This window comes from Pseudoalteromonas sp. P1-13-1a, from assembly GCF_001401875.1.
Lineage (GTDB): Bacteria > Pseudomonadota > Gammaproteobacteria > Enterobacterales > Alteromonadaceae > Pseudoalteromonas.
Window position 1 is genome coordinate 41,983 of record NZ_LKDV01000012.1, and the last position, 20,914, is coordinate 62,896.

The 20,914-nt window shown below is 40.8% G+C and carries 18 protein-coding genes and 1 riboswitch; of the genes, 8 read left to right on the plus strand and 10 right to left on the minus strand.

Annotated features, from left to right (window positions below; translation table 11 throughout):
- Window positions 1-20 precede the first annotated feature (20 nt).
- From AN391_RS09520 to AN391_RS09540, 5 genes are all read left to right on the plus strand, one after another.
- Entirely contained in the window at window positions 21-1,202 is a 1,182-nt protein-coding gene (locus tag AN391_RS09520; protein ID WP_055015195.1) for an efflux RND transporter periplasmic adaptor subunit, read from the plus strand.
- Window positions 1,199-4,348 (plus strand): efflux RND transporter permease subunit, encoded by a 3,150-nt coding sequence (locus AN391_RS09525; RefSeq protein ID WP_055015196.1) that lies wholly within the window; start codon window positions 1,199-1,201, stop codon window positions 4,346-4,348. The genes AN391_RS09520 and AN391_RS09525 overlap by 4 nt, the downstream gene beginning before the upstream one ends.
- 702 nt (window positions 4,349-5,050) lie before the next feature.
- Window positions 5,051-6,847 carry a SulP family inorganic anion transporter gene (locus tag AN391_RS09530; protein ID WP_055015197.1) on the plus strand — a complete coding sequence of 599 codons (1,797 nt, stop codon included), beginning with the start codon at window positions 5,051-5,053 and terminating at the stop codon, window positions 6,845-6,847.
- A gap of 333 nt (window positions 6,848-7,180) precedes the next feature.
- Window positions 7,181-8,137 carry an alpha/beta hydrolase gene (locus AN391_RS09535; RefSeq protein WP_235576480.1) on the plus strand — a complete coding sequence of 319 codons (957 nt, stop codon included), beginning with the start codon at window positions 7,181-7,183 and terminating at the stop codon, window positions 8,135-8,137.
- Between the two features lie 108 nt (window positions 8,138-8,245).
- Window positions 8,246-9,136, plus strand: coding sequence for a dienelactone hydrolase family protein (locus AN391_RS09540; RefSeq protein WP_055015199.1), 891 nt, complete (start codon window positions 8,246-8,248; stop codon window positions 9,134-9,136).
- A gap of 80 nt (window positions 9,137-9,216) precedes the next feature.
- Here the strand turns inward: AN391_RS09540 and AN391_RS09545 are convergent, their stop codons facing one another.
- The 3 genes from AN391_RS09545 to AN391_RS09555 all read right to left on the minus strand — a co-directional run bounded on the left by AN391_RS09545 (window position 9,217) and on the right by AN391_RS09555 (window position 10,671).
- Window positions 9,217-9,381: a hypothetical protein gene (locus AN391_RS09545; protein ID WP_235576481.1), complete on the minus strand. Its 165-nt coding sequence runs from the start codon at window positions 9,379-9,381 to the stop codon at window positions 9,217-9,219.
- Between the two features lie 155 nt (window positions 9,382-9,536).
- A complete protein-coding gene (locus AN391_RS09550; protein ID WP_235575964.1) occupies window positions 9,537-9,722 on the minus strand; it encodes a hypothetical protein in 186 nt (61 codons plus the stop codon).
- 13 nt (window positions 9,723-9,735) lie between these two features.
- Window positions 9,736-10,671 (minus strand): LysR family transcriptional regulator, encoded by a 936-nt coding sequence (locus tag AN391_RS09555; protein ID WP_055015200.1) that lies wholly within the window; start codon window positions 10,669-10,671, stop codon window positions 9,736-9,738.
- Between the two features lie 503 nt (window positions 10,672-11,174).
- Between AN391_RS09555 and AN391_RS09560 the strand changes: the two genes are divergently transcribed.
- The 3 genes from AN391_RS09560 (at window position 11,175) to AN391_RS09570 (ending at window position 13,917) form a co-directional block, all read left to right on the plus strand.
- Window positions 11,175-12,278, plus strand: a complete 1,104-nt coding sequence (locus AN391_RS09560) for an L-dopachrome tautomerase-related protein (protein WP_055015201.1) — start codon at window positions 11,175-11,177, stop codon at window positions 12,276-12,278.
- A gap of 118 nt (window positions 12,279-12,396) precedes the next feature.
- Complete coding sequence (locus tag AN391_RS09565) at window positions 12,397-13,185, plus strand: glycine betaine ABC transporter substrate-binding protein (protein WP_055015202.1); 789 nt, start codon at window positions 12,397-12,399, stop codon at window positions 13,183-13,185.
- 78 nt (window positions 13,186-13,263) lie between these two features.
- Window positions 13,264-13,917, plus strand: coding sequence for a nitroreductase family protein (locus AN391_RS09570; RefSeq protein WP_055015203.1), 654 nt, complete (start codon window positions 13,264-13,266; stop codon window positions 13,915-13,917).
- A 51-nt stretch (window positions 13,918-13,968) separates the two neighbouring features.
- Here the strand turns inward: AN391_RS09570 and AN391_RS09575 are convergent, their stop codons facing one another.
- The 7 genes from AN391_RS09575 to AN391_RS09605 all read right to left on the minus strand — a co-directional run bounded on the left by AN391_RS09575 (window position 13,969) and on the right by AN391_RS09605 (window position 20,816).
- Window positions 13,969-14,553 (minus strand): class I SAM-dependent methyltransferase, encoded by a 585-nt coding sequence (locus AN391_RS09575; protein ID WP_055015204.1) that lies wholly within the window; start codon window positions 14,551-14,553, stop codon window positions 13,969-13,971.
- A 264-nt stretch (window positions 14,554-14,817) separates the two neighbouring features.
- Window positions 14,818-15,450 carry a glutaredoxin 2 gene (gene grxB, locus AN391_RS09580; RefSeq protein ID WP_055015205.1) on the minus strand — a complete coding sequence of 211 codons (633 nt, stop codon included), beginning with the start codon at window positions 15,448-15,450 and terminating at the stop codon, window positions 14,818-14,820.
- A gap of 188 nt (window positions 15,451-15,638) precedes the next feature.
- Entirely contained in the window at window positions 15,639-16,772 is a 1,134-nt protein-coding gene (locus tag AN391_RS09585) for an L-dopachrome tautomerase-related protein (RefSeq protein WP_055015206.1), read from the minus strand.
- Window positions 16,773-16,780: 8 nt separating this feature from the next.
- Entirely contained in the window at window positions 16,781-17,272 is a 492-nt protein-coding gene (locus AN391_RS09590) for a cupin domain-containing protein (RefSeq protein ID WP_055015207.1), read from the minus strand.
- 189 nt (window positions 17,273-17,461) lie between these two features.
- Window positions 17,462-18,115 carry a 3,4-dihydroxy-2-butanone-4-phosphate synthase gene (ribB, locus tag AN391_RS09595; RefSeq protein WP_055015208.1) on the minus strand — a complete coding sequence of 218 codons (654 nt, stop codon included), beginning with the start codon at window positions 18,113-18,115 and terminating at the stop codon, window positions 17,462-17,464.
- A 241-nt stretch (window positions 18,116-18,356) separates the two neighbouring features.
- A riboswitch (FMN riboswitch) is annotated at window positions 18,357-18,537 on the minus strand.
- 67 nt (window positions 18,538-18,604) lie between these two features.
- Window positions 18,605-19,663 (minus strand): S66 peptidase family protein, encoded by a 1,059-nt coding sequence (locus AN391_RS09600; RefSeq protein WP_055015209.1) that lies wholly within the window; start codon window positions 19,661-19,663, stop codon window positions 18,605-18,607.
- Between the two features lie 160 nt (window positions 19,664-19,823).
- Window positions 19,824-20,816 carry an AraC family transcriptional regulator gene (locus AN391_RS09605; RefSeq protein WP_055015210.1) on the minus strand — a complete coding sequence of 331 codons (993 nt, stop codon included), beginning with the start codon at window positions 20,814-20,816 and terminating at the stop codon, window positions 19,824-19,826.
- Window positions 20,817-20,914 lie beyond the last annotated feature (98 nt).

Below are 20,914 nucleotides of genomic sequence, written 5' to 3' on the forward strand. Positions count from 1 at the left end.
AATATATGAAGGAATGCCTTGTGGCTACTAAAAAACAAATTTTATTACCTGTCGCAGTTTTAGCTGCCGGAATTGCACTGGCAATTGGCCTTTCAGCAATGAAAGCGCCACCAGAAGAAAAACCAGAGCAAGACACTCGCCCACTTGTTGCTGCGCAAAACGTAAACATTGATGCGATAACGCTTGATGTTAAATCGTACGGCGTTGTAAAACCTAAAGACCGTACTGAACTTGTTGCGCAAGTAAGCGGGCAAGTTATTTCAGTAGCCGAACAATTTGTTGAAGGCGCGTTTGTTAAGCAAGGCGATATTTTAGCACGAATTGATCCAAATGATTACGAAGCCGACTTAATTGAAGCCCAAGCAGGCCTTGCACAAGCAAGTTCAGCACTTGAAATTGAACGCGCACAAGCCCATGTTGCTAAAGCCGAATGGGAACGTATTAAATCAGACTCAAGCGATGCAATTGCATCTGAACTTTATTTACGTAAACCACAACTTGCCGAAAAAATGGCAAATTTTAAATCTGCTCAAGCGCGTGTAAAACGCACTAAACGTAACTTAGAACGCACCTACATTAGAGCCCCCTATGATGCCATTATTAACGAGCGCACAATTAGCTTAGGCTCTGTAGTGAGTGCTGGCAGTAAATTTGGTGAGCTAAGCGCGACCTCGGTTGCAGAGGTACGTTTACCGGTTGCAGATAAAGAGCTGCAATACTTAAATAACGGCGGTATTGGCGCACAGGTTACACTTAATGCCGAATTTGCCGGTAAGCAAACTACCTGGCAAGCCAAGGTTGTACGTAGCGAAGGTGTTGTTGATCAAACCAGCCGTATGAGCTACTTAGTTGCGCAGTTACCTACCCCGTACGCTGATAACACTAAGCCACTGCGTTTTGGCTCTTACATTAACGCTACTATTGAAGGGCGAGCGCTTGATAACGCCATTATAGTGCCGCACCATTTAGTTAAAAATAACAAAATTGCTATCTTAAACGACAATCACACCCTGAGCTTTAAAACGCTTAATATTGTACGTGAACAAAACGGCATGGTCATAGCCGACCAAGGGTTAAGCAGTGGCGAACAACTTATTACCTCTGCCCTGGAATACCCAACAGAAGGCATGGCGGTTAAGCTTGAGGGCATTGAACCTAAAAGCGATGTTACTCAATTAGCACTTAAAGAGGATACACCATGAGTACCTCAGAAAAAGGCTTAATTGCATGGTTTGCACGTAACCCAGTGGCGGCAAACCTCATCATGATTTTTATTCTCATTGGTGGGCTTTTAACAGCGCTGACCATTCGCAAACAGGCATTTCCGCAGTTTGAAAGTAACTGGGTGAGTATTCAAGCGATATACCCAGGCGCCGCCCCGCAAGAGGTTGAAGAAGGCATAACCATAAAAATTGAAGAAAACCTTGAAGGTACCGAGGGTATAAAACGTTTAATAACCTACTCTAACCGAGGTTATGCGCAAGCGTGGGTAGAAATAGAAGAAAAATACGACCTACAAGAAGCCCTAGACGAAATAAAAGCGCAAGTAGACTCTATCAATACCTTTCCTGCGGGGATGGAACGCCCCGTTATTCAACGTGAAAAATTTCAGCAAGAGGTCATGATCCTCGCGCTTTACGGCGACATGAGTTACTACCAGCTTAAAGAGTTAGGTAACGACATAAAAGATGAACTGCTTGCCCTGCCTGGCGTTAACTTAGTCGATTTTTACAGTGGCCTAGATTACGAAATAGGCATAGAAATAAGCCCCGATAAACTACGTGAATATGGCCTTACATTTAGAGATGTTTCAAGCGCGGTGCAAAGCTTTTCTACTAATATGTCGGCAGGACAAATTCGCTCCGACACAGGCTATATCTCTATGCGTGTTGAAAAGCAGGCCTACCGTGGCGGAGAATTTGCAAAGCTTCCGCTTATAACGCTTGCCGATGGTGCACAAATTAATTTAGGCGATGTAGCAACAATTAATGATGGCTTTGAAGAAGGCCTGCTTTACTCTAAATATAACGGTAAAAACTCACTTTCGTTTGAAGTAGATGCCTCAAAAGATCAAGACATAACCGATGTAGCTAAAGTTCTTAAAGGCTACATGGCAGAAAAACAGTCAAAACTTCCACAAGGTGTAAAGCTCTCACCTATTGTTGATTTAACCTACTACCTTGAAGGTCGACTCGATATGATGATCGACAACATGGTATGGGGCGGTATTTTAGTAATGATTGTATTGGCACTATTTTTACCGCTGCGTTTAGCGTTTTGGGTAATGATGGGCTTACCAGTGTCTTTTTTAGGTGCCTTTTTATTTATGCCTGTGGGCTTTTTAGACATCACCATAAACATGGTGTCGTTATTTGCCTTCATTATAGTACTCGGGATTGTGGTCGACGACGCCATAGTTGTGGGCGAATCTGCCAGTGCCGAAATAGAAAAACATGGTCATAGCCTTGATAATGTTATTCGCGGTGTTAAGCGCGTTGCTATGCCCGCTACATTTGGCGTGCTAACCACTATTGCAGCGTTTTTACCCCAAGCTATGGCATCAGGCCCAGGTGCTGCGTTTTCTAAGGCCATTGGTGTGGTTATTATACTGTGTTTGATTTTCTCGTTAATTGAATCAAAGCTAATATTACCTGCGCATATTGCAGCCATGAACCCACGTAAACCTAACCCTAAAAATCCATTACACAAACTGCGTAATGTAGTTGATAACGGTTTAAAACACTTTGTACAAAACTACTACACGCCTTTTATAGGCCATTGTATACATTATCGTTATACCGTAATTATTGGCTTTTTATGTATTTTAATAGTCAGTGCAGGTATGTTTGCAGGCGGGTTGGTTAAGTTTGTGCCTAATCCTAAAATACCGCATGACTTTCCGCGTATTACGTTAGAAATGAACCTAGCCTCTTCGGAGCAGGCAACCCTTGAAACTGCCCGTAAAATTGAAGATGTATTACTCAAAGTAGATAAAGAACTTGAAGAGCAATACGGACAAAGCATGATCCGCGATTTATCGGTAAGCCTACGCGGGCGTACAGAGGCAAACATTATGGCTATTTTAGTAGAGCCACACTTGCGCCCTATCGATACCTTTGAATTAAGCACCCTTTGGCGCGAACAAATGCCACCGCTACCAGGTGTTAAAACGCTTAATATTCAAGATAATATTTTTAGTGGCGGGCGTGATGACGGCGACGTAAGTTTTAGACTACAAGGCAAAAATGCCGATGAGTTAAAAGAAGTAGCCGGTAAATTAAAAGCTAAATTACAAAGCATGGAAGGTGTAGGCGATGTAAACGACTCATTGCAAAGTGCCACAGACGAAGTACAGCTTGATTTAAAACCACTGGCCTACAGCATGGGACTTACACTTGCCGATGTTGCATCGCAAGTAAGCTTTAGTTACTACGGATTAGAAGCACAGCGTATTTTACGCGAAGGCGAAGAAATTAAAGTAATGATCCGCTACCCAGAAAGCGAGCGTAACTCAATTAGCAACATTCAAAATGCGCGCATTATTACGCCAACTGGTGCAGAAGTGCCGTTAAGCGAAGTAGCCGAAGTTAAGCTTGTTGATGGCGTAAACCGGATTCGCCGTGAAAACTCAAACCGTACCGTTAATGTGTGGGCAGCGGTCAATACTGATCAAGTTGAGCCGTTTGCCATTGCACAAGAAATTCGCGATGCCTATTTACCTTCGCTGCTTAAAAGCTACCCAGGCGTTAAAAGTAATGTGGCTGGACGCGTACAAGAAGAGATGGACAGCGCCGATGAGCAGTTACGCGACTTTGCTATATCGCTGATGATTATATTTGCGTTATTAGCTATACCGCTTCGCTCTTACTCGCAGCCGCTTATTATCATGTCGGTTATTCCATTTGGTGTGGTAGGTGCAATGTTTGGTCACGTAATATTAGGTATGACCATGAGCGGACTGTCTATGTTTGGCATTATCGCGGTAGCGGGTATTGTAGTAAACGACTCCCTCGTTATGGTTGATTTTGTAAATAAAGCACGCGCGGAAGGTATGGCTATTAAACAAGCTGTTATGCAAGCCGGTGCAAAGCGCTTTAGAGCTATATTGCTTACCTCAATCACTACATTTATTGGGGTAATGCCAATTATTATGGAAACAAGCTTACAAGCTAAAATAGTTATTCCTATGGCGGTATCGCTGGCCTTTGGTGTGCTTTTTGCCACGGTAATTACCTTGATACTTATACCTTGCCAGTACGTAGCACTAGAAGACGCCAAGCGCCTTACCCGTAAACTATTTGGTAAATCGCAACCTATAAGTATTCAACCAACACCCACTACCAAATAATTAAAGTTTCTCTCCCAACCATTAAAGCTCGGCCTAATACGCCGAGCTTTTTATTAGCCCTGCATTATTAATAGTTTTTATAAAGTGTTTCAAATAAATTATAGGTAATTATTTTAATAATATCAGCGTATTATGCGCCCTCATTTAAAGCACAGCTAACGCATTAAAATGTTATTGCTTAGCATTACGCTCACACCGCAATGGCTTTGAGCAGCTTGTCAGTTAAGTGCCCTCCACTTAGCTCTAATAACGAGGGCGTGTTGACCTTTGGCGTTTGAATTTACAGCAGTATGTTTGGTTTTTAGGCAAGGCAGAGCCTATGAAGTGCGGTTACTCCCCATAAATAGGCGATAACGTAGCATAAATGCCAAACATACGCTGCCCTTTGGGTTCTGCCTAGGGGCGATAAACTCTTTGTTGCCTACATGGATGTTGGTAAGGGCCGTGAGCAGGACGCGGAAGCTTTGCTCGGTTATTACTTATTCTTACATGGATGTAAGTCATTAGAATAACGCAGGAGCAGTTATCGAGCCCACTAGGTTACAAACCTCGCGCCGTGATTTGATCGCCCCTAGATTGAACAAATTTCAATCCGCAAAGATCAACACGCCCTATACACGTAAATTTAAAACACCTAAACATACTGCTATTCGCGAAAAAGCGCTATGGCATGTAGTTTATTTATGTACCCTAAGGAACCCTATGTTTGATTTAATAAGCAAACGCAGCGCTAATTTAAAAAATGACGTACTAGCCGGCTTAACCGCTGTGCTTACGCTCATTCCCGAAGCCGTTGCGTTTACATTTGTAGCGGGAATTGACCCAATGATGGGTCTTTATGGCTCGTTTTTTGTTGGTTTTATTACCGCTGTGTTTGGCGGCCGCCCTGGTATGATCTCGGGTGCGGCGGGCTCTATGGCTGTAGTCACTACCGCCTTTATTATTATGTTTGGGCTGGAGTACTTGTTGGCCGCCGTGGTATTAACCGGTGTACTGCAAGTTGCGTTTGGCGCGTTTAAAATGGGTAAATTTATTAGGCTGTTACCTCACCCTGTAATGCTTGGCTTTGTAAATGGCTTAGCTATTGTGATTGGTATGGCGCAATTTGGCCAATTTAAAGAAAACGTACGTGTAGTCTACGATAAGCAACACGATATGTTTACCTACGCAGGCGATTGGATGCAATTAACCAGCCCAGCCATGCTTACCATGATGGGGCTAATAGCGTTAACCATGGCCATTGTGTATTTTTTACCACGCTATACCAAAGCAATTCCTGCGCCCCTTGTTGCTATTGCCGTATGTACAGCCCTAGTTACATTTACGCCGCTTGAGTCTAAACTTGTTAGTGACGTTGTGCACACGCAGCGTACCTCAATGATTGAAAAAGAGATCATTACTGAAAACTTTGCAGCTATAAAAAATCAAGTACCTCATGGGCAATACAGCGAAGTGGCACAAAATATTGCACTTGAGCGCCCAACCGATGCGCAAATTACGGCTAAATGGCAAGAAAACGAAGCGCAAAAAGTAGCTGCGGGCTTAAAAGACACCATAGACCCACTTGATGGCAGTTTAAAAGGTGCATTACCGAGTTTTCACTTTCCGCAAATTAGTTGGGATTTAACCAATAGCGACTCGCTCGATGCACTTATTACCGTGCTCATGCTTGCGCTTATTTTGTCATCAGTGGGGTTAATAGAAACCCTTATGACGCTTTCGCTTATTGATGAAATAACACAAACCCGCGGGCAAGGTAATCGCGAGTCTGTAGCACAAGGTTCGGGCAATATTTTAAGCGGTTTATTTGGTGGCATGTGCGGCTGCGCAATGATTGGCCAAAGCATGGTCTGTTTAAATTCAGGCGGCCGAGGCCGTGCTGCAGGTATTGCTACCGCTTTATTTATGTTGGTATTTATTTTGTTTTTCCCAAGCTTAATTGAAATCATACCGGTTGCATCTTTAATTGGCGTTATGTTTATGGTGGTTATTGCAACCTTTGAATGGTCCTCTTTACGCTTATTTGGCCGCGTTCCAAAGTCTGAAATATTTATCATTATTGTGGTATCAACCGTTACCGTATTGCTTGATTTAGCCGTTGCAGTAGGCATAGGTATTGTTATTTCAGCCTTAGTTTATGCGTGGAATTCTGCAAAAGAAATTCGTATTCAATGCAGCGATAAGTCGCAAAGCGAAAAAACCTACCAAGTGGCAGGCAACTTATTCTTTGGCTCTATAACCTCGTTTAAAGAAGGGTTTAACCCACATCACGACCCACTAAAAGTGTGTATTGATTTTGCCAATGCTAAAGTATGCGACCAATCAAGTATTGAGGCCATACATGGTTTAAGTGAGCGTTATAAAGCATTAGGTAAAACGTTGTATTTGCGCCATTTGAGCCCTGAGTCTGCCCAGTTATTACAAAAAGCTGGTGATTTAGTTGAGGTTAACATTGTTGAAGACCCTAAATACCCTGTAGCCAACGACGCTATGGCGTAACAAGCCAATTAGGTAACTTACTCAAAAAGCTCGGCGTTTTCCGAGCTTTTTATTTTAAATCAATTGTTTAAATTATTTTCAGCTGATAAGTTAGACACTTATATGGACTCACGCACATAAAAGGGTGTAACAATGCCACGTGTACAACTTATTCTATTTATTACTTTTTCCGTCTTAACCTAGTTACAAAAAAAACAGCCGTAAACTAATGATATTAGGCGCTATTGCTATATCGTTCGCATTTGTGGTACTTGATTTTTAACAGGCGTAGGTGAAGGGTTATCTGGCATTAATTAATCAAAAAATTTTAGCTTGAAAATTAAAGGGACTTTAATGCGCATATACATACTGATTATTTCTTTAGTTATTTTTTTAAGTGGGTGTCAGAGCTATATTGCTTATCAAATAACTAAGCCTCCGCAGAAAGTTCTCCCTAAAGAATTTGAGAGCTCTATCGCTTTATCTGGAGTACAAACCCATTACTGTAGCAGCGAAGTAGATTGTCTTGATTTTAGGTTTATCTCACCTAAGGATATCGAAAGCTACCTACTCGATGGTAATACACTTTCGTTAAGTTTGATTGTTGAAGGAAGCACTGAGGATGAGGTTTTTGAATACCAACTTACTTCAGATAATTTACCAAACAACCATAATAGTGGGCTTTTAATCATCTTTCCGGGGTATGGCGTAGACAGCTTGATTTACACCATGCAAGCAAGGTGGCTTAGCCATGTCACTGGAAAAAATGTGATAGTGATGCCTGCAAGTAATCAATACGAGAAATTTAGATTTGGTTTAAACTCGCTTGATGTGCTAGTCAATTATGTAAATAAAGAAAACTACACTGATATTTCCTTAATTAGCTACTCAATGGGCGCAATTGCGGGAGTTGAGTTGGCATCTAAGCTGAACATTAGTAAGCATATACTTTATGCCCCAATGATTAATTTTGAGGCCGCACTAAGCACAATTGCTAACTTATCACACCCTATTTATAGCAAACTATTAGGCGATGATTATTTAAACGAAGTCGCGGCTAAAATAATAGAAAAAAGTGAAGTACCTCTTAACAAACTCAACTTATTAAATAATCTAAATAAGACCCCGCATGCTAGGCACACTTACATCTTTTCAAGTAATACAGATAAAGTGAGTCCATATAATAGGATGCTTACTCTTAACAACCCAAAAGTGAGCATTTATGAGGTAAAAGATTTAAACCACATTGAAATGGTTTCTTTAATTTCCACACAGCAAAGGAATGTGCTCCTTTGCTTGCTTGACGGATAACTTTGCCAACATTCCTAATAATTGAGAAAAATATTGCTCGTTTTTTATCCCTAATACGTTATGGTAATAAATAGCAATACATAACTAATAATAATGGAAGGAGCAGCCATGAATACCCCGCAATCAAATCATATCCCGCAAGAAGCCTTCGATTGGTATGACGAATACGCCCACGGTTTAATGGACCGACGTACATTTATGAAAAAACTAGGTGGGTTAGCTGCACTTGGCTTTTCAATGAGCGTACTAACCAGTGCCCTGTTACCTAATTATGCGTTTGCAGAGCAAGTGTCGTTTAACGATGACGATATTAAAGCCACCTACGAAGAATTTGATTCGCCAAACGGGCATGGTAAAGGCAAAGGCTACTTAGCTGTGCCGAGCAAAATTGAAGGTAAACTGCCGGTTGTATTAGTTATTCACGAAAACCGTGGGTTAAACCCATATATTAAAGATGTAGCAAGGCGCTTAGCCAAAAAAGGTTTTATTGCCTTTGCACCCGATGCACTCTTTGCGCTTGGTGGCTACCCGGGTAATGACGATGAAGGCCGTGCCATGCAAAAAACCATGGACAGAGCTAAAATCCAAAATGACTTTGTAGCCGCTGCGCACTTTTTAAAAAATCATTCAAATAGTAACGGCAAATTAGGGGCTGTGGGCTTTTGTTTTGGGGGTTATATTGTTAATTACTTAGCGGCGGTTGAGAGTGATTTACTCAGCGCGGGCGTGCCCTTTTATGGCACTCCTGCAAGTGAGTCACTGCACAAAAATATAAAAGCACCTTTAATGATTCAATTAGGTGAGCTTGATAAACGCGTTAACGCTACATGGCCTGATTATGAAAAAAGCTTAAAAGCTAACAATGTTGAGTACATTATGCACATGTACGAAGGCGCTAATCATGGTTTTCATAACGACTCTACGGGGCGTTATGATGAGCAAAAAGCAGAACTCGCTTGGCAGCGTACCTTAGCGTTTTTTAATGAAAAACTAAGTTAATAATAAGGTAATGCCACCAGCTTAAAATGGGTGGCGTTATTTTAGTTAATTAGCCAAAGCCCTGATTAACTAAGCTTTGGCTAATTAAGCTCTGTAACATGTAAAAGCTTACCCGAAGGTCCCCATAAATAAATCACTTTCCCCCACGGTTCTTGTTTTATTCCTTCAAAGCGAATATCAAAGTGAGTTAACTTACTAATAGTGTTAAAGGCTTCGTTTATGTTTAATACGCACACTTGCAGCATTAAATTTTCAGCAAATTCTTTGTTGTAGTAACGTTTAATACCAATCGACTTAAATATTTAATCATTCTAGCGTGCTAAATAGAGCGCTAACAGCGTTATAAATTTCTTATGTAGAACAACTACATGGCGATATTTATGCCTTGTTATCACGCTATTTAACTGCCGCTATAAATGCCTAATAACTTAACACGATTGGTATAAAAAAAACTACATTCACCTGATGTTGCAATACTTAAATCAGCTGATGCTTGCTCAACATTAAAGCCAAGCGCCTGATAAAAGTCGCACGATTGCTGATAATTTTTACACGGCACAAACATTCTAATGTCATGAACTTGCATTCTCAGTCCTTCATTAGCCAAGCACGCTTTTATCAATAATTCCTTTTGCAATAAGGGCTTTTAAAATACCGGCGCTTTTTTCTCTAAATGCATCGCGAAGTAAGCGCACTGCCGGAGTGATTGACTGCCTACTTGGGCACACCAACCAAAGCTCTGTAGGCGTGGGTTTAAAACTTGGCATAACACTTACAACATTACCAGCCAATAATTCATTAGACATATCTAAGCAGGATTTAACCGCCAGCCCCTTGCCCGACACACACCAACGCCTTACTAAATCGCCATCGTTAGTTGCGTGGCCACCGTTGAGCTTTACTTTAAACTCTTCGCTGCCATTACTAAACAGCCACACATCTTTAATTATATCTTGAAGTTGATAAAACAGCCCTTTATGTGATGTTAAATCATGTGGATGAGCAGGCGTACCGTGTGTATCAAGGTAGCTTTGCGCTGCGCATAAAATACGCGGTACGTCGCAAATTTTAAAACCGTACATGCTGGCATCGTTAGGTTTACCATAACGCAGCGCAATGTCGACCGAGTCACGATAAAAGTCGATATTACTGTCGCTAATATTGGCGCGAAGGCTTAACTGAGTGTGAGTTTGCATGAACTCGTCAAGCCATGGGATCACAATATTGCGCCCTAAATCAGAAGAAAGTGCAATACGCAGCTCGCCATCAATTATATCATCATCGCTTTTTAGTGTATTTTTAGCTTGTTCAAGCATCGTCACTGCTTGTTGGCACTGCGGAATATAACGCTCACCGGCAGCAGAAAGCCTTAAATGACGAGTAGTACGTATGAATAGTTCAAAGCCTAAAGCCTGCTCTACCCTTTTAACAGCAGCACTTGCTGTAGCGGTGCGCATATCTAAATTGGATGCGGCAGCAGTAATACTTTTAAACTCTGCTACTTTTAAAATTACCTGTAAGTCTTCTAAAAGCATTGTGTATTAATCCGTTATCAACTTTTAATTATTATTTTTGGCAAAATTAAGCGCTTTAGGTTTGCTTACATGCGTGTTGAGCAATCAAAAAGTGATTTATTGTCTATTTATATTTGACAATGCTTAGGTATTGCGTGATTTATCAATATAAAGGCTAATATTACACTGTACCCACTACCTAGTCACTAACCACTATTTATTAAATTAGGACAATCTTTAGTAACCCTATGTTAGTTTAATAACTCTCAATACTGTTCAGAAAAAATACATTTATTAAACGCTTTTAAGTATGTGTATAACGACACTAGGTATTAACCGCACGCTTTAAAATACATTCATAAAAAGCTCAGCCAGCTATTAAACAATATTTTTTGATAAAGATTCAATTATTACCCTGTTTATTGATTAAAAACACTCACCTATTATTCACCTCAACGCAAGCGAAGCCATTTAGGCTATTTAAATCGCTTTATTCTATTTTTTAGCATAACGGGTATCAATGTATGAAACGATTAAAAACCACCCTAGCAATAGCATCACTTTCACTGGCAGTAACTGCTGCTTCAGGCGCCTATGCAGCAGAGGTTGGCGCCCTTGAAACGGTGACCACGTTTAATAAATATCGCGGTGCAGGTATAGCTATAACACCTGCAGGGCGAATGATTGTAAGCATGCATCCGCTTGACGCACCAAAAACGCGAGTAATTGAAATTATGGCAAATGGTGCTCAACAACCTTTCCCTACCGTCGATTGGGCAGACGGCGCTGAGCTTGGCAAAGTAGGCCTTGCAGCTGTAATTGGTGTACATAGCGATAGTAAAGGTGTGGTGTGGATTTTAGATATGGGCAGCGAGCGAATAGCCCCAAAACTTATAGCCTGGGACAGCGTTGCCAATACCTTAGTTAATACCATTGAATTAAATAAAGACGCCGTGCTTGCTAACTCATTTTTACAAGACTTTGTCATTGATGAGCGTAACGACAAAATTTACATTGCCGATATGTCATTCGGTAACTTTATGGGTGCAACCAAACCTGCTTTTATAGTGGTTGATTTAAAAACGGGTGAATCCACTCGCGTACTTGAAGGCAATGCTAAGCTAATGCCAGAGGAGCGCGATATTGTCATCGAAGCCTCTCCCGTTGCCTCTAAATCAGCAGAAGGTGAAACGACAAACCTTCGCTTTGGTTTAAACCCAATTACCATTGATGATAAAAATGAGTGGGTCTACTTTGGCGCATTTACAGGCACACGCGTCTACCGTATTCCGGCAAAAACGCTCGCTAATAGCACGTATTCAGATGCTAAAAAAGCAAAAAGCATTGAACTGTTTGGCCCTAAAAACCCAAGCGATGGCATGACCTACGCGCCAGGTGGCGGTATTTTAGTAACCGACCTTGAAAACAATGCCATTGGCTTAACCACTAAAGGCCACTACGAAATAATTGTTCAAGATAAACGATTATCATGGCCAGATAGCCTAGCGCTAAGCAATGGTTGGGTTTATGTAACACAAGATCAGCTCCATCAACACCCTGCATTTAGCCAAGGCTTTGGTAATGCAAAACCACCCTACGTATTAACACGCTTTCGTTTTAATCAGTAAAAAAGTGCCTAGGAGCCAGTTTTTGTACTGGCCCGTTAAAAGGTTTTATCAACGATAATTTTTAAACATATTTGCTCTAGTTCAACTTAATTACTGGTATTGAAATAAGGCTGACCCTATGCGTAAACCAATTTTAAAATTGGGCGTAACCGATTTATCGTTTCACCATGTTACGGCTTCTTTAGTGAGCCATGTTTTAGCTGATATGGGCTTTAATGTTGAGCGTATTTATGCGCCGCATGAAAATAACTTTAAAAACCTCAAATCGGGTGAAGTAGATTTACTCGCCTCAGCGTGGCTTCCTTCAAGCCACGGTATTTATAAGTCCGATGTTGAGCAAGCTACACCACTCATTGAACTTGGCTTGCATTATGAGCCTTATGCGCATTGGGGCGTACCAGATTACGTACCGCAAAGTGCAGTGAATGAAGTTAGTGATTTGCTTAAACCAAATGTGCTTATAAAAATGGAAAAAACAATTCAGGGCATTAATGCCGGTGCTGGTATTACCCGTTTTTCTATTAATATGATGAAAGAATATGGGCTGACGAGCGCAGGATATGAGTTTATAACCGGCACAGAGCATGATTGTTTTAGCGCGTTTGAAAACGCAGTAGCCACCCAAACTTGGTGCGTAGTGCCATTATGGAAGCCACAATTTTTGCATTACAAGCACACAATACGAGCGCTTATAGAACCAAAAGGCTTACTAGGCGTTGTTGATAGAGCTGTTTTACTCCTACGAGAAGATAAACAAGTGCTGTTTAATCAAGCACAGATAAACACTCTTGATAAATTACGCTTTTCCAATGAGATCATTGCCGAGCTCGACTATAAAGTATGCAAGAACTTACAGCCCCTCGATGACGTAACGCGTAATTGGCTTAATCACAATCCATTTAAATAGTAGTTTGTGCTTTGTTTTTTTAAAAAAGGCTCAATATAGACACTACTTGGCTAAAATTGCCACTTAACGGAGATAACCATGACCCATCCAATTATTAATGATTTAGAAAAACGTTATACAACTAAACGCTATACAACCCAGCGTATTCCTCAAGATGACTTAGATGTAATTTACGAAGCTATGCGTCTTTCTCCTTCATCTATTAACTCGCAGCCGTGGAAATTTATTGTTATTGAATCAGACGAAGCTAAAGAGCGTATGCACTCTACGTTTGAAAATAAATTTCAATTTAATCAGCCGCATATTAAAACTGCATCGCACGTTATTTTATTTGCTTACAACCCTAAATATAAACGTGATGATTACGCACAAGTCATTGATGCAGATATTAAAAATGGCCGTACCCAAAGTGAAAACCGCGAACAAGCATTTGGTGCGTTTGCCTTTGTTGATATGAATACCGATGAGCAAGGCAACAATGCGATGTGGACCAAAGCGCAAACTTACATTGCCCTGGGCAACACAATGCACGCCGCAGCACGCTTAGGTATTGATTCAACGCCTATGGAAGGTGTAGATGCACAGCTTATTGGTGAAGTGTTTGAACACGAGCTGGATGGCTATATTTGTGATGTAGCGTTAGTACTTGGCTACCATGATGATACTGAAGATTATAACGCTAAGTTACCTAAATCTCGCTTAGCAAAAGAGCAAGTTATTCAGGTTTTATAAAACCCATTAAAAAAGCTTAGCGCTAAAGAGTGCTAAGCTTTTATACACACGTTATTTTTTAGCAATAGCCTGCACTACCGATGCTAAACCCGTGTGATATGTACCCTCCAGCACTTCTCGCTTTAATTCTTCTAAATGCAAAAAGCTAAGCTCGATTAAGTCATCTTGTAAATCGCTTTTTGAGGTTTTAGTATCGACACTTGGGCCGCCTCCGGTATTATAATTTACTTGCTCAGGCGTATAGGCCTCAAGTAAAAACACCCCACCAGGCTTTAAACCTTTAACAGCGCGCTTATATACTGCTGAGCGTACCGCGCTCGGTAAAGGGCAATAAATAGACACTACCGCATCCCATTTTTCTTTTCCAAAATCAAACTTAGCTAAATCGGCGTGTACTAGCTCAATGGTTACGTTGTGCTCTTTGGCAAGTTTTGCCGCTTTTTCAAGCCCTACTTTAGAGCCATCAACAGCGGTAACGCGATAACCCATTTTTGCCAAAAATACCGCATTTCGCCCCTCACCTTCGGCTAAGCTCACTATATTACCTTTAGGTAATTGCTTATATTGCTGGGCTAAAAAATCGTTTGGCTCTTTGCCATAAGCGTATTGCTGAGTGTTATACCTTTCATCCCACATAATAGCTCCTGGTATAATTTTGCGTATTCATAGCGTTGAATAAGCCTGCTTAATAATTCCACTAATCATATGTAGTGTAAATAGGTAACTAATTTTTTAGTGTTGTTAATATACTATCCAGCCATGCTCACGCACTCTGCTAAGTGCAGGATTAAAAGGGTTGATTTTCAGAGCTAAATAAAAAAAGCCAGTGACGAGGTCACCGGCCAAAAGAAGGCAATACGAAGGGAGTCGTACTGGCTGTTAAAACTTTTTCAGTATTCGCTATCTTAACAATGGCACATGAGATTCTAATGCCTGATAGCTCATCCATTGGTTTAGTTGCTCTGGCCAGGTAATGGTTGGCTCGCAATATAAACCACGTAATATAGAAAAATAAATTGCGCTATCGAGCAAACTTAATGACGTTTTACCCTCATTAATATTGAGCTGTTTTTCGGTGCCAATTAAAAATTCATTTACTTGTAAAACGATCTCAGGAGTTGTTGTTATTAGGTTTACAAAGTTAAGCTCTGTCGATTGCTTGTTATCTTCCCACGCTATACGGCTAGATTCTGTTTTAAACTCTTTTAAATCCAGTAATGGCCAACGTGGCAAACCAATTTGCAATAAAGGCGCAAACGAGCCACCTTGCCACTCAATAGCCCCTTGCGTTGGCGTGTTTGATTCGCTAGAACCAGCAAGTTCAATAAACAGGCTAATAATTTCGTTACTTTCACTCATAATAGTGCCGTCATCTTTTTCAAGAATAGGTACCATTTTTTTACCAATTAGTTTTGTTGGTGTTTCAGTGTCGTCGTAATCAAGTACAACATCATCAAGCTTAATACCTAATTTACCTGCTACATATTTAACACGCGCACAAAAAGGACAATGAGAGTAACTGTATAGTTTCATAATTAATTAAAGCCGAAAGCGGTTAAATACCTATGCCCGTAAGATACCCAAATACTCAGCACAGAAAAACCGCATTTAGGTTGAAACTTTATCTTGTAAAAATTGATAATCACGCGCTTAAAAGCAAATATCATAAAAAACACGCCATAAAGGCGTGTTTAAAAATGTACTCAATTTACACATTATAGTTAGCGCCCTATTACGCCTTCAGCTAAAGGTTTAAATCTAAATATGTAATAAGGTGCTTTGTTTTCAGCATGACCGTTATTAAGTTGTGCCGAAAGCGGCAATTGCGCAGCGCCGGTGTACATGTAACCCTCTGGTCCAATGCTTACGCCATCTGGCCAAATCATGTTTTTATCGTACGCATAATCACGGTACGTACGTGTTTTGGCATCAATAACGCCCACCGTACGCTCACCCACTATGGTTAAATATAAATTATCATCAGCATCAATACTTAAACCACCGTTTACTGGTTTTTGTGCGTATTGCTCTACTCGTTCACCTAGTTGTTTATCGGTTAATTGCTCGTTAGCAATGTCGGCCATTTTAATACGGTAAACATACTTTTTATTAAGCGGAGCAAAGTAAAGCCATTGCTGCGCGTTATCAAGCACAATGCCATCGGCACCAATAAAGGCATTAAGTTGCTTTTGGTTATCAGTCCCTTCATCAATCATTATTGGCATGGTGTAATCGGGCAAAGTGCTTTCGTGACCTTGCAATACTCGCCAGCTCTTGCCTGTTTTAGTATTAACGATAATAAGGGCCGCTTGCTTGCCATTTCCGCCATCTGCAATACCTTCATCGGCAATCACTAATGTATTGTATTTACTCGATATAGCTAAATCATTAAGTTGAGATTGAGCAACCGATATAGGGCTAGGTAAATAAATAATTTTGTTAACCTTATTGTTTATCGCATCCCATGCTACCAGCTTTGGCGTAATACGCGGCTGCGCCTGGCCTGAGTCGAGTATCCAAACGTTACCTCTGTCATCAGCCCTTACCCCTAATACCCAATTTAAATAGTTAGCGGGATTTTTTAAGCTGCCATCACTTTTATAAGGAGTTTGCATTTGGGCATTAGGAAATGGCACCACATCACCACTTTTTAAGAGCTCTCCCACTTTTACTTTTGGGTTATAAAAGGGATGATAACTAAAAATAAAGCGCTTGTTTTGTGTATACGTAATACCGCCTACAGCACCGTCGGTTTGTGCGTAAACCTCAGCGGGTACCGTGTCGTTTGCAATAGCCGAGGCACTTATTAGTAAGGCTATAGCGCTTAGCCCTAATTTAGATTTATTTAAGAACATAATTTGCCCTATTTTTGCTTAATGTAATTAGCTGTGCCGTCTATCCAGTCTTGTCGAGCTGGGGCAAAAAAATCAATATCCACCGTATCTTGGGTAAAGTGAAATTCGTGCGGTACATTGGCCGGTATCACCATCATGTCACCCGCTTTCATAAGGTATTGTTTACCGCCAGAAAACACTTTAGCCTCGCTTGACATAATCCACGTTACTTGTTCATTCGGGTGTTTATGAAGCGTCACTTTGCCCCCTTTTTTGGCCACCCATTTTACAAACGTAGATTGCGTACCATGAAAATATTGGCGTGTTAAATATGGGCCCATTTGCTCTTTGGGCTGGCTGTCGAGATTAAGTAAAAAAGGGGCGTTGGTAATGTGCTGGCTATAACTATCCATTATGCCCATTTGGGGTGCAGGCGTTATTTGCTGTGCAAGTTTACTTTGCGCTGCCCATACGCCAGAGCTTGTTAAAGCAGCTGCTAATAAAAGCGTGTTAATTTTCATAGTTTCACCTAAATAATAAACTGTGTGCGGCTGCACTGACTATTTAGGCAAAGTTTACAGGCTGAGAATTTTTGAAAAAGCCGCTTAGCCGAGAAACATTTTCAAATAAAAACGAGCAATAAATCACTTATTGAAAAACAAAAACCCAGCAATAAAGCTGGGTTTTACTTAGGTCATGCTTAATAAACCTTAACTGACCTTGAGTTCTTGCATTTGTATGTACTGTACTAGGTCTTCAATCGATACCACGGTCATGCTGTGTTTATTAGCATACTCGCTTATCTGTGGTAAGCGTGCCATGGTGCCATCTGGATTTGTGAGTTCACAAATAACCCCAAACGGTTTTAAACCAGCCAGCTGCATTAAATCTACAGACGCCTCGGTGTGACCACGGCGAACTAAAACCCCACCTGTTTGTGCTTTTAAGCCAAATACATGCCCTGGGCGCGATAAATCACTCGGTTTTGCGTTATCGGCTGTGGCGGCTTTAATAGTTGCGACTCTGTCGGCTGCCGATACGCCGGTTGTAACACCGTGTTTAGCTTCAATGGTTACTGTGTAGGCTGTGTTATTTTGGCTGGTGTTGTTAGTTACCATTTGCGGTAGATCGAGCTGCTTAATGCGCTCATCACCCATACACAGGCACACAATACCGCTGCCTTCGCGGATCATTTCGGCCATTTGTTGGGTCGTTAAATGCTCGGCAGAAAAAACAAAATCACCTTCGTTTTCGCGGTCCTCATCATCAACAACAAGTACCCCTTGGCCTTGCTGCAAAGCAGCAATGGCGTTTTCTACGCGGGTGTGGCTTTCGCCAAATTGGCTAAGTAAAGACTGAATCATTATTATATTCCACATAAAAATAAATAGATTCAGGACACTGAAAGACATGGCAAAACACACAAACTAAATTGCGCACTTTTACCACTAAACAGCTTATACCAATCCGCTTAATTCAGTGATCAATTTTGAGGCGGGAAAACGTGTTGATAACGACACTTTTAGCCCCTCAAAATGATTAAGTATTTTTGCAAATTGGTATTAAACACGCAGCCACAGGCCACGTGTTTGCATACGCTACAAGCTATATTCTCTTTCATCCGGACTATAACCGTCGGCTCTGGCCTCTCACCAGATCTGCTTGACCTTTATTTAATACATTAAAAACGATTATTAAATAAAGCGCTCGCGGGCTCATTTTATTCATAAAGTCATGAGTAAAACATACCGCCGGTGGGGAATTTCACCCCGCCCTGAGAATGTACCGTGAACTTATCTGTTCACGGCCTGCGCATTATACGCGTGTATGACCATGTTATTCAAAAATAAACGTTAAATAAGCTCAGTGTTCAGTGAGGCATTGAGCACTTTACCTTGATTTATATCGGCCGTGAGTGAGCATTTTGCGCCATTAACTAAGTTTAAATTTGGCTGCACATGGCCAATATCAGCATCTATTATTACCGGAAACAAGCACCCACCCAATGCCACATCTAGCGCATGGCGGTAATCAAAGGCATCGTGATGACTTTGTGTTATTTCACTGCGCCCTAAAATAAGGCCGTTAATATCATCAAATACACCGGCAAGTTTGAGCGACAGTAAAAAGCGTGCCACGGTGGTAGGGGTAAGCTCTGAGTTTTCAAGGTATAAAATAAGGCCTTCGTTCGCACTGTGTTTTTTAAAGTCGTGCAATGCTAAAAAAGGTGAATCTAATAATAACCCTACCGTATCAAGGCAGCCGCCAAATAAGCGCCCAGACATCTCTATTGTGCGCTCATCGGTGTAATTTAAGCACTGCCACTGAGTAGGCTCGCTTGGTGCTAACAGCTCATCGGGGTTTTGTGCGTAATTGGGTTTATTTTTTTGATAATATGCAGAGGGTCCTTGCTCAAATTTACTGCCCGATTCGTAGGTAATGGTTTCAAAAATTTGTAAGCTAAAGGGATTTGTTTCATCGGGATGAAGCTGCATTAAGTTGGCACTATGAAGTGTCGCCCATTGGCACTTAGCTGTAAGTGCACAGGCAATTGTACTCACATCAGAAAAACCCACCAGCCATTTAGGCTTAGCTTCTTTAATGGCATTAAAATCAAGTAGTGGTAAAATTTCCATTGCAAGCTCTCCACCCATTGGTGGCATAATGGCGGCAACGTCATCGTCTAGCAAAAAGCCCATCAATTGCTTGGCATGGGCTTTTGCATCTAATTCATCGCGGGGTTTATTTTGGCGTAAAAACTCCCCTTCTACTACCTCGTAACCACGGTTCTTCAAACCGTCTATCACTCTATCTAGTCGTGCATGGTATTTTTCTTTTAAGCCCGACGAAAGCGAGCAAATAGCAATTTTAGAGCCTACTTTTAAAGGCGCTGGATAAAGTATATTAGCCATGAGTGTTCCTTTTGATAAAGTAATTCCAGTGCGTGAAAAGTTTCCCCTTCTACACGTATTGTAGATGTGTACCCATATCAACACGTTTACTCTTTATACAATATGAATGCAAGAAGTAAATTTGGTGTAGTCTACGGGTTGTTTAAGTGATTTTACTTGCTTAAATATGGGTTTTTCTAAAATTATTAGGCGTGACACCGAAACGCTTTTTAAATGCGGTAGTGAATGAAGAAACATGGCTGTAACCCAGTAAGAAAGAGACTTCACCTATCGATTTACCATCCAAAACAAGCCAGCTTTTCGCTTTATCCAAGCGTTTATTTCTTAAGTACTCTATTGCCGTGACTTGGTACTTGTTTTTAACTTGCCGTTGTAACGTGCTGACACTAACCCCCAAATAATCTGCAATTTGGCTTAAACAACCATGCGATAAAGCTAAATCCTCAAATGCTTTGTCTATTTTACATTTGTGATGTGCTTTCAAAGATTGTCTGTGAAGATTGATTATTGGTGCTGACTTTGCTTGGCTAGGCTCAGTGAAGAGTAAAATTAAACTCTTATATATTAGTTGGATTGATAGTTGCTCTGCCTTGAGTTGATCTTCAAACATAAGGCTAGACTTTAATGTAAACAACTGATTTGCAATGTCTGTTAATTCATCAGCGCAGTCAAATGTAAAAACACGACTTGGGTGAGCAAAAATTCTGTCTATTTTTATTCTATCGTCGCCGGTTTTACATCGTGAATAAAGCCATTGTTTGTTAATTGATACATTAATTTTTTTTACTTTTTGATTTTTATTTAAATGGCGGGTAAACATCTCTTTGCCTGAAATTGTATTAATAAACAATAACGGCCTGTGTGGGTCTGCCCTAAGCTGGTAAGTACTTTTACCTAAACTAAAGCACAACGTTCCCCTGTATAAAATATTAATACTTATACCGGCATCAATGGCAACCGTACTGCTGGCCGCTTGTTTTTCTTCGCCATCACAACAGTGCATAGTGATACCCTGCGCTACACTTTCAAATGTTAAATCACCTACAAATAATGGCTTGTGATCCGCATTATGTTGTAAAACATGATTATCGTAGCCCTGCAAAACAAGTGCCGAATGAAGGTTATCTTTGTTTAAGTTTAATGCTAATTTCATAGCTCTTTCACTTTCACGTTATTAATGGCGATTAATCAAAATTAATTGGCGATTTTACTTAATTATTTTCCGCATAAAATACTACCACATATGTAAAA

What these genes read in the sequence shown, in the direction of transcription:
- AN391_RS09540 (WP_055015199.1), top strand. Translation starts at nt 8,246, where the DNA reads ATGAATACCCCGCAATCAAATCATATCCCGCAAGAAGCCTTCGATTGG.
- AN391_RS09530 (WP_055015197.1), top strand. Translation starts at nt 5,051, where the DNA reads ATGTTTGATTTAATAAGCAAACGCAGCGCTAATTTAAAAAATGACGTA.
- AN391_RS09600 (WP_055015209.1), bottom strand. Translation starts at nt 19,663, where the DNA reads ATGGCTAATATACTTTATCCAGCGCCTTTAAAAGTAGGCTCTAAAATT.
- ribB (WP_055015208.1), bottom strand. Translation starts at nt 18,115, where the DNA reads ATGATTCAGTCTTTACTTAGCCAATTTGGCGAAAGCCACACCCGCGTA.
- AN391_RS09560 (WP_055015201.1), top strand. Translation starts at nt 11,175, where the DNA reads ATGAAACGATTAAAAACCACCCTAGCAATAGCATCACTTTCACTGGCA.
- AN391_RS09555 (WP_055015200.1), bottom strand. Translation starts at nt 10,671, where the DNA reads ATGCTTTTAGAAGACTTACAGGTAATTTTAAAAGTAGCAGAGTTTAAA.
- AN391_RS09575 (WP_055015204.1), bottom strand. Translation starts at nt 14,553, where the DNA reads ATGTGGGATGAAAGGTATAACACTCAGCAATACGCTTATGGCAAAGAG.
- AN391_RS09535 (WP_235576480.1), top strand. Translation starts at nt 7,181, where the DNA reads ATGCGCATATACATACTGATTATTTCTTTAGTTATTTTTTTAAGTGGG.
- AN391_RS09590 (WP_055015207.1), bottom strand. Translation starts at nt 17,272, where the DNA reads ATGAAAATTAACACGCTTTTATTAGCAGCTGCTTTAACAAGCTCTGGC.
- AN391_RS09525 (WP_055015196.1), top strand. Translation starts at nt 1,199, where the DNA reads ATGAGTACCTCAGAAAAAGGCTTAATTGCATGGTTTGCACGTAACCCA.
- AN391_RS09550 (WP_235575964.1), bottom strand. Translation starts at nt 9,722, where the DNA reads ATGCAAGTTCATGACATTAGAATGTTTGTGCCGTGTAAAAATTATCAG.
- AN391_RS09585 (WP_055015206.1), bottom strand. Translation starts at nt 16,772, where the DNA reads ATGTTCTTAAATAAATCTAAATTAGGGCTAAGCGCTATAGCCTTACTA.
- AN391_RS09545 (WP_235576481.1), bottom strand. Translation starts at nt 9,381, where the DNA reads ATGCTGCAAGTGTGCGTATTAAACATAAACGAAGCCTTTAACACTATT.
- AN391_RS09565 (WP_055015202.1), top strand. Translation starts at nt 12,397, where the DNA reads ATGCGTAAACCAATTTTAAAATTGGGCGTAACCGATTTATCGTTTCAC.
- grxB (WP_055015205.1), bottom strand. Translation starts at nt 15,450, where the DNA reads ATGAAACTATACAGTTACTCTCATTGTCCTTTTTGTGCGCGTGTTAAA.
- AN391_RS09605 (WP_055015210.1), bottom strand. Translation starts at nt 20,816, where the DNA reads ATGAAATTAGCATTAAACTTAAACAAAGATAACCTTCATTCGGCACTT.
- AN391_RS09570 (WP_055015203.1), top strand. Translation starts at nt 13,264, where the DNA reads ATGACCCATCCAATTATTAATGATTTAGAAAAACGTTATACAACTAAA.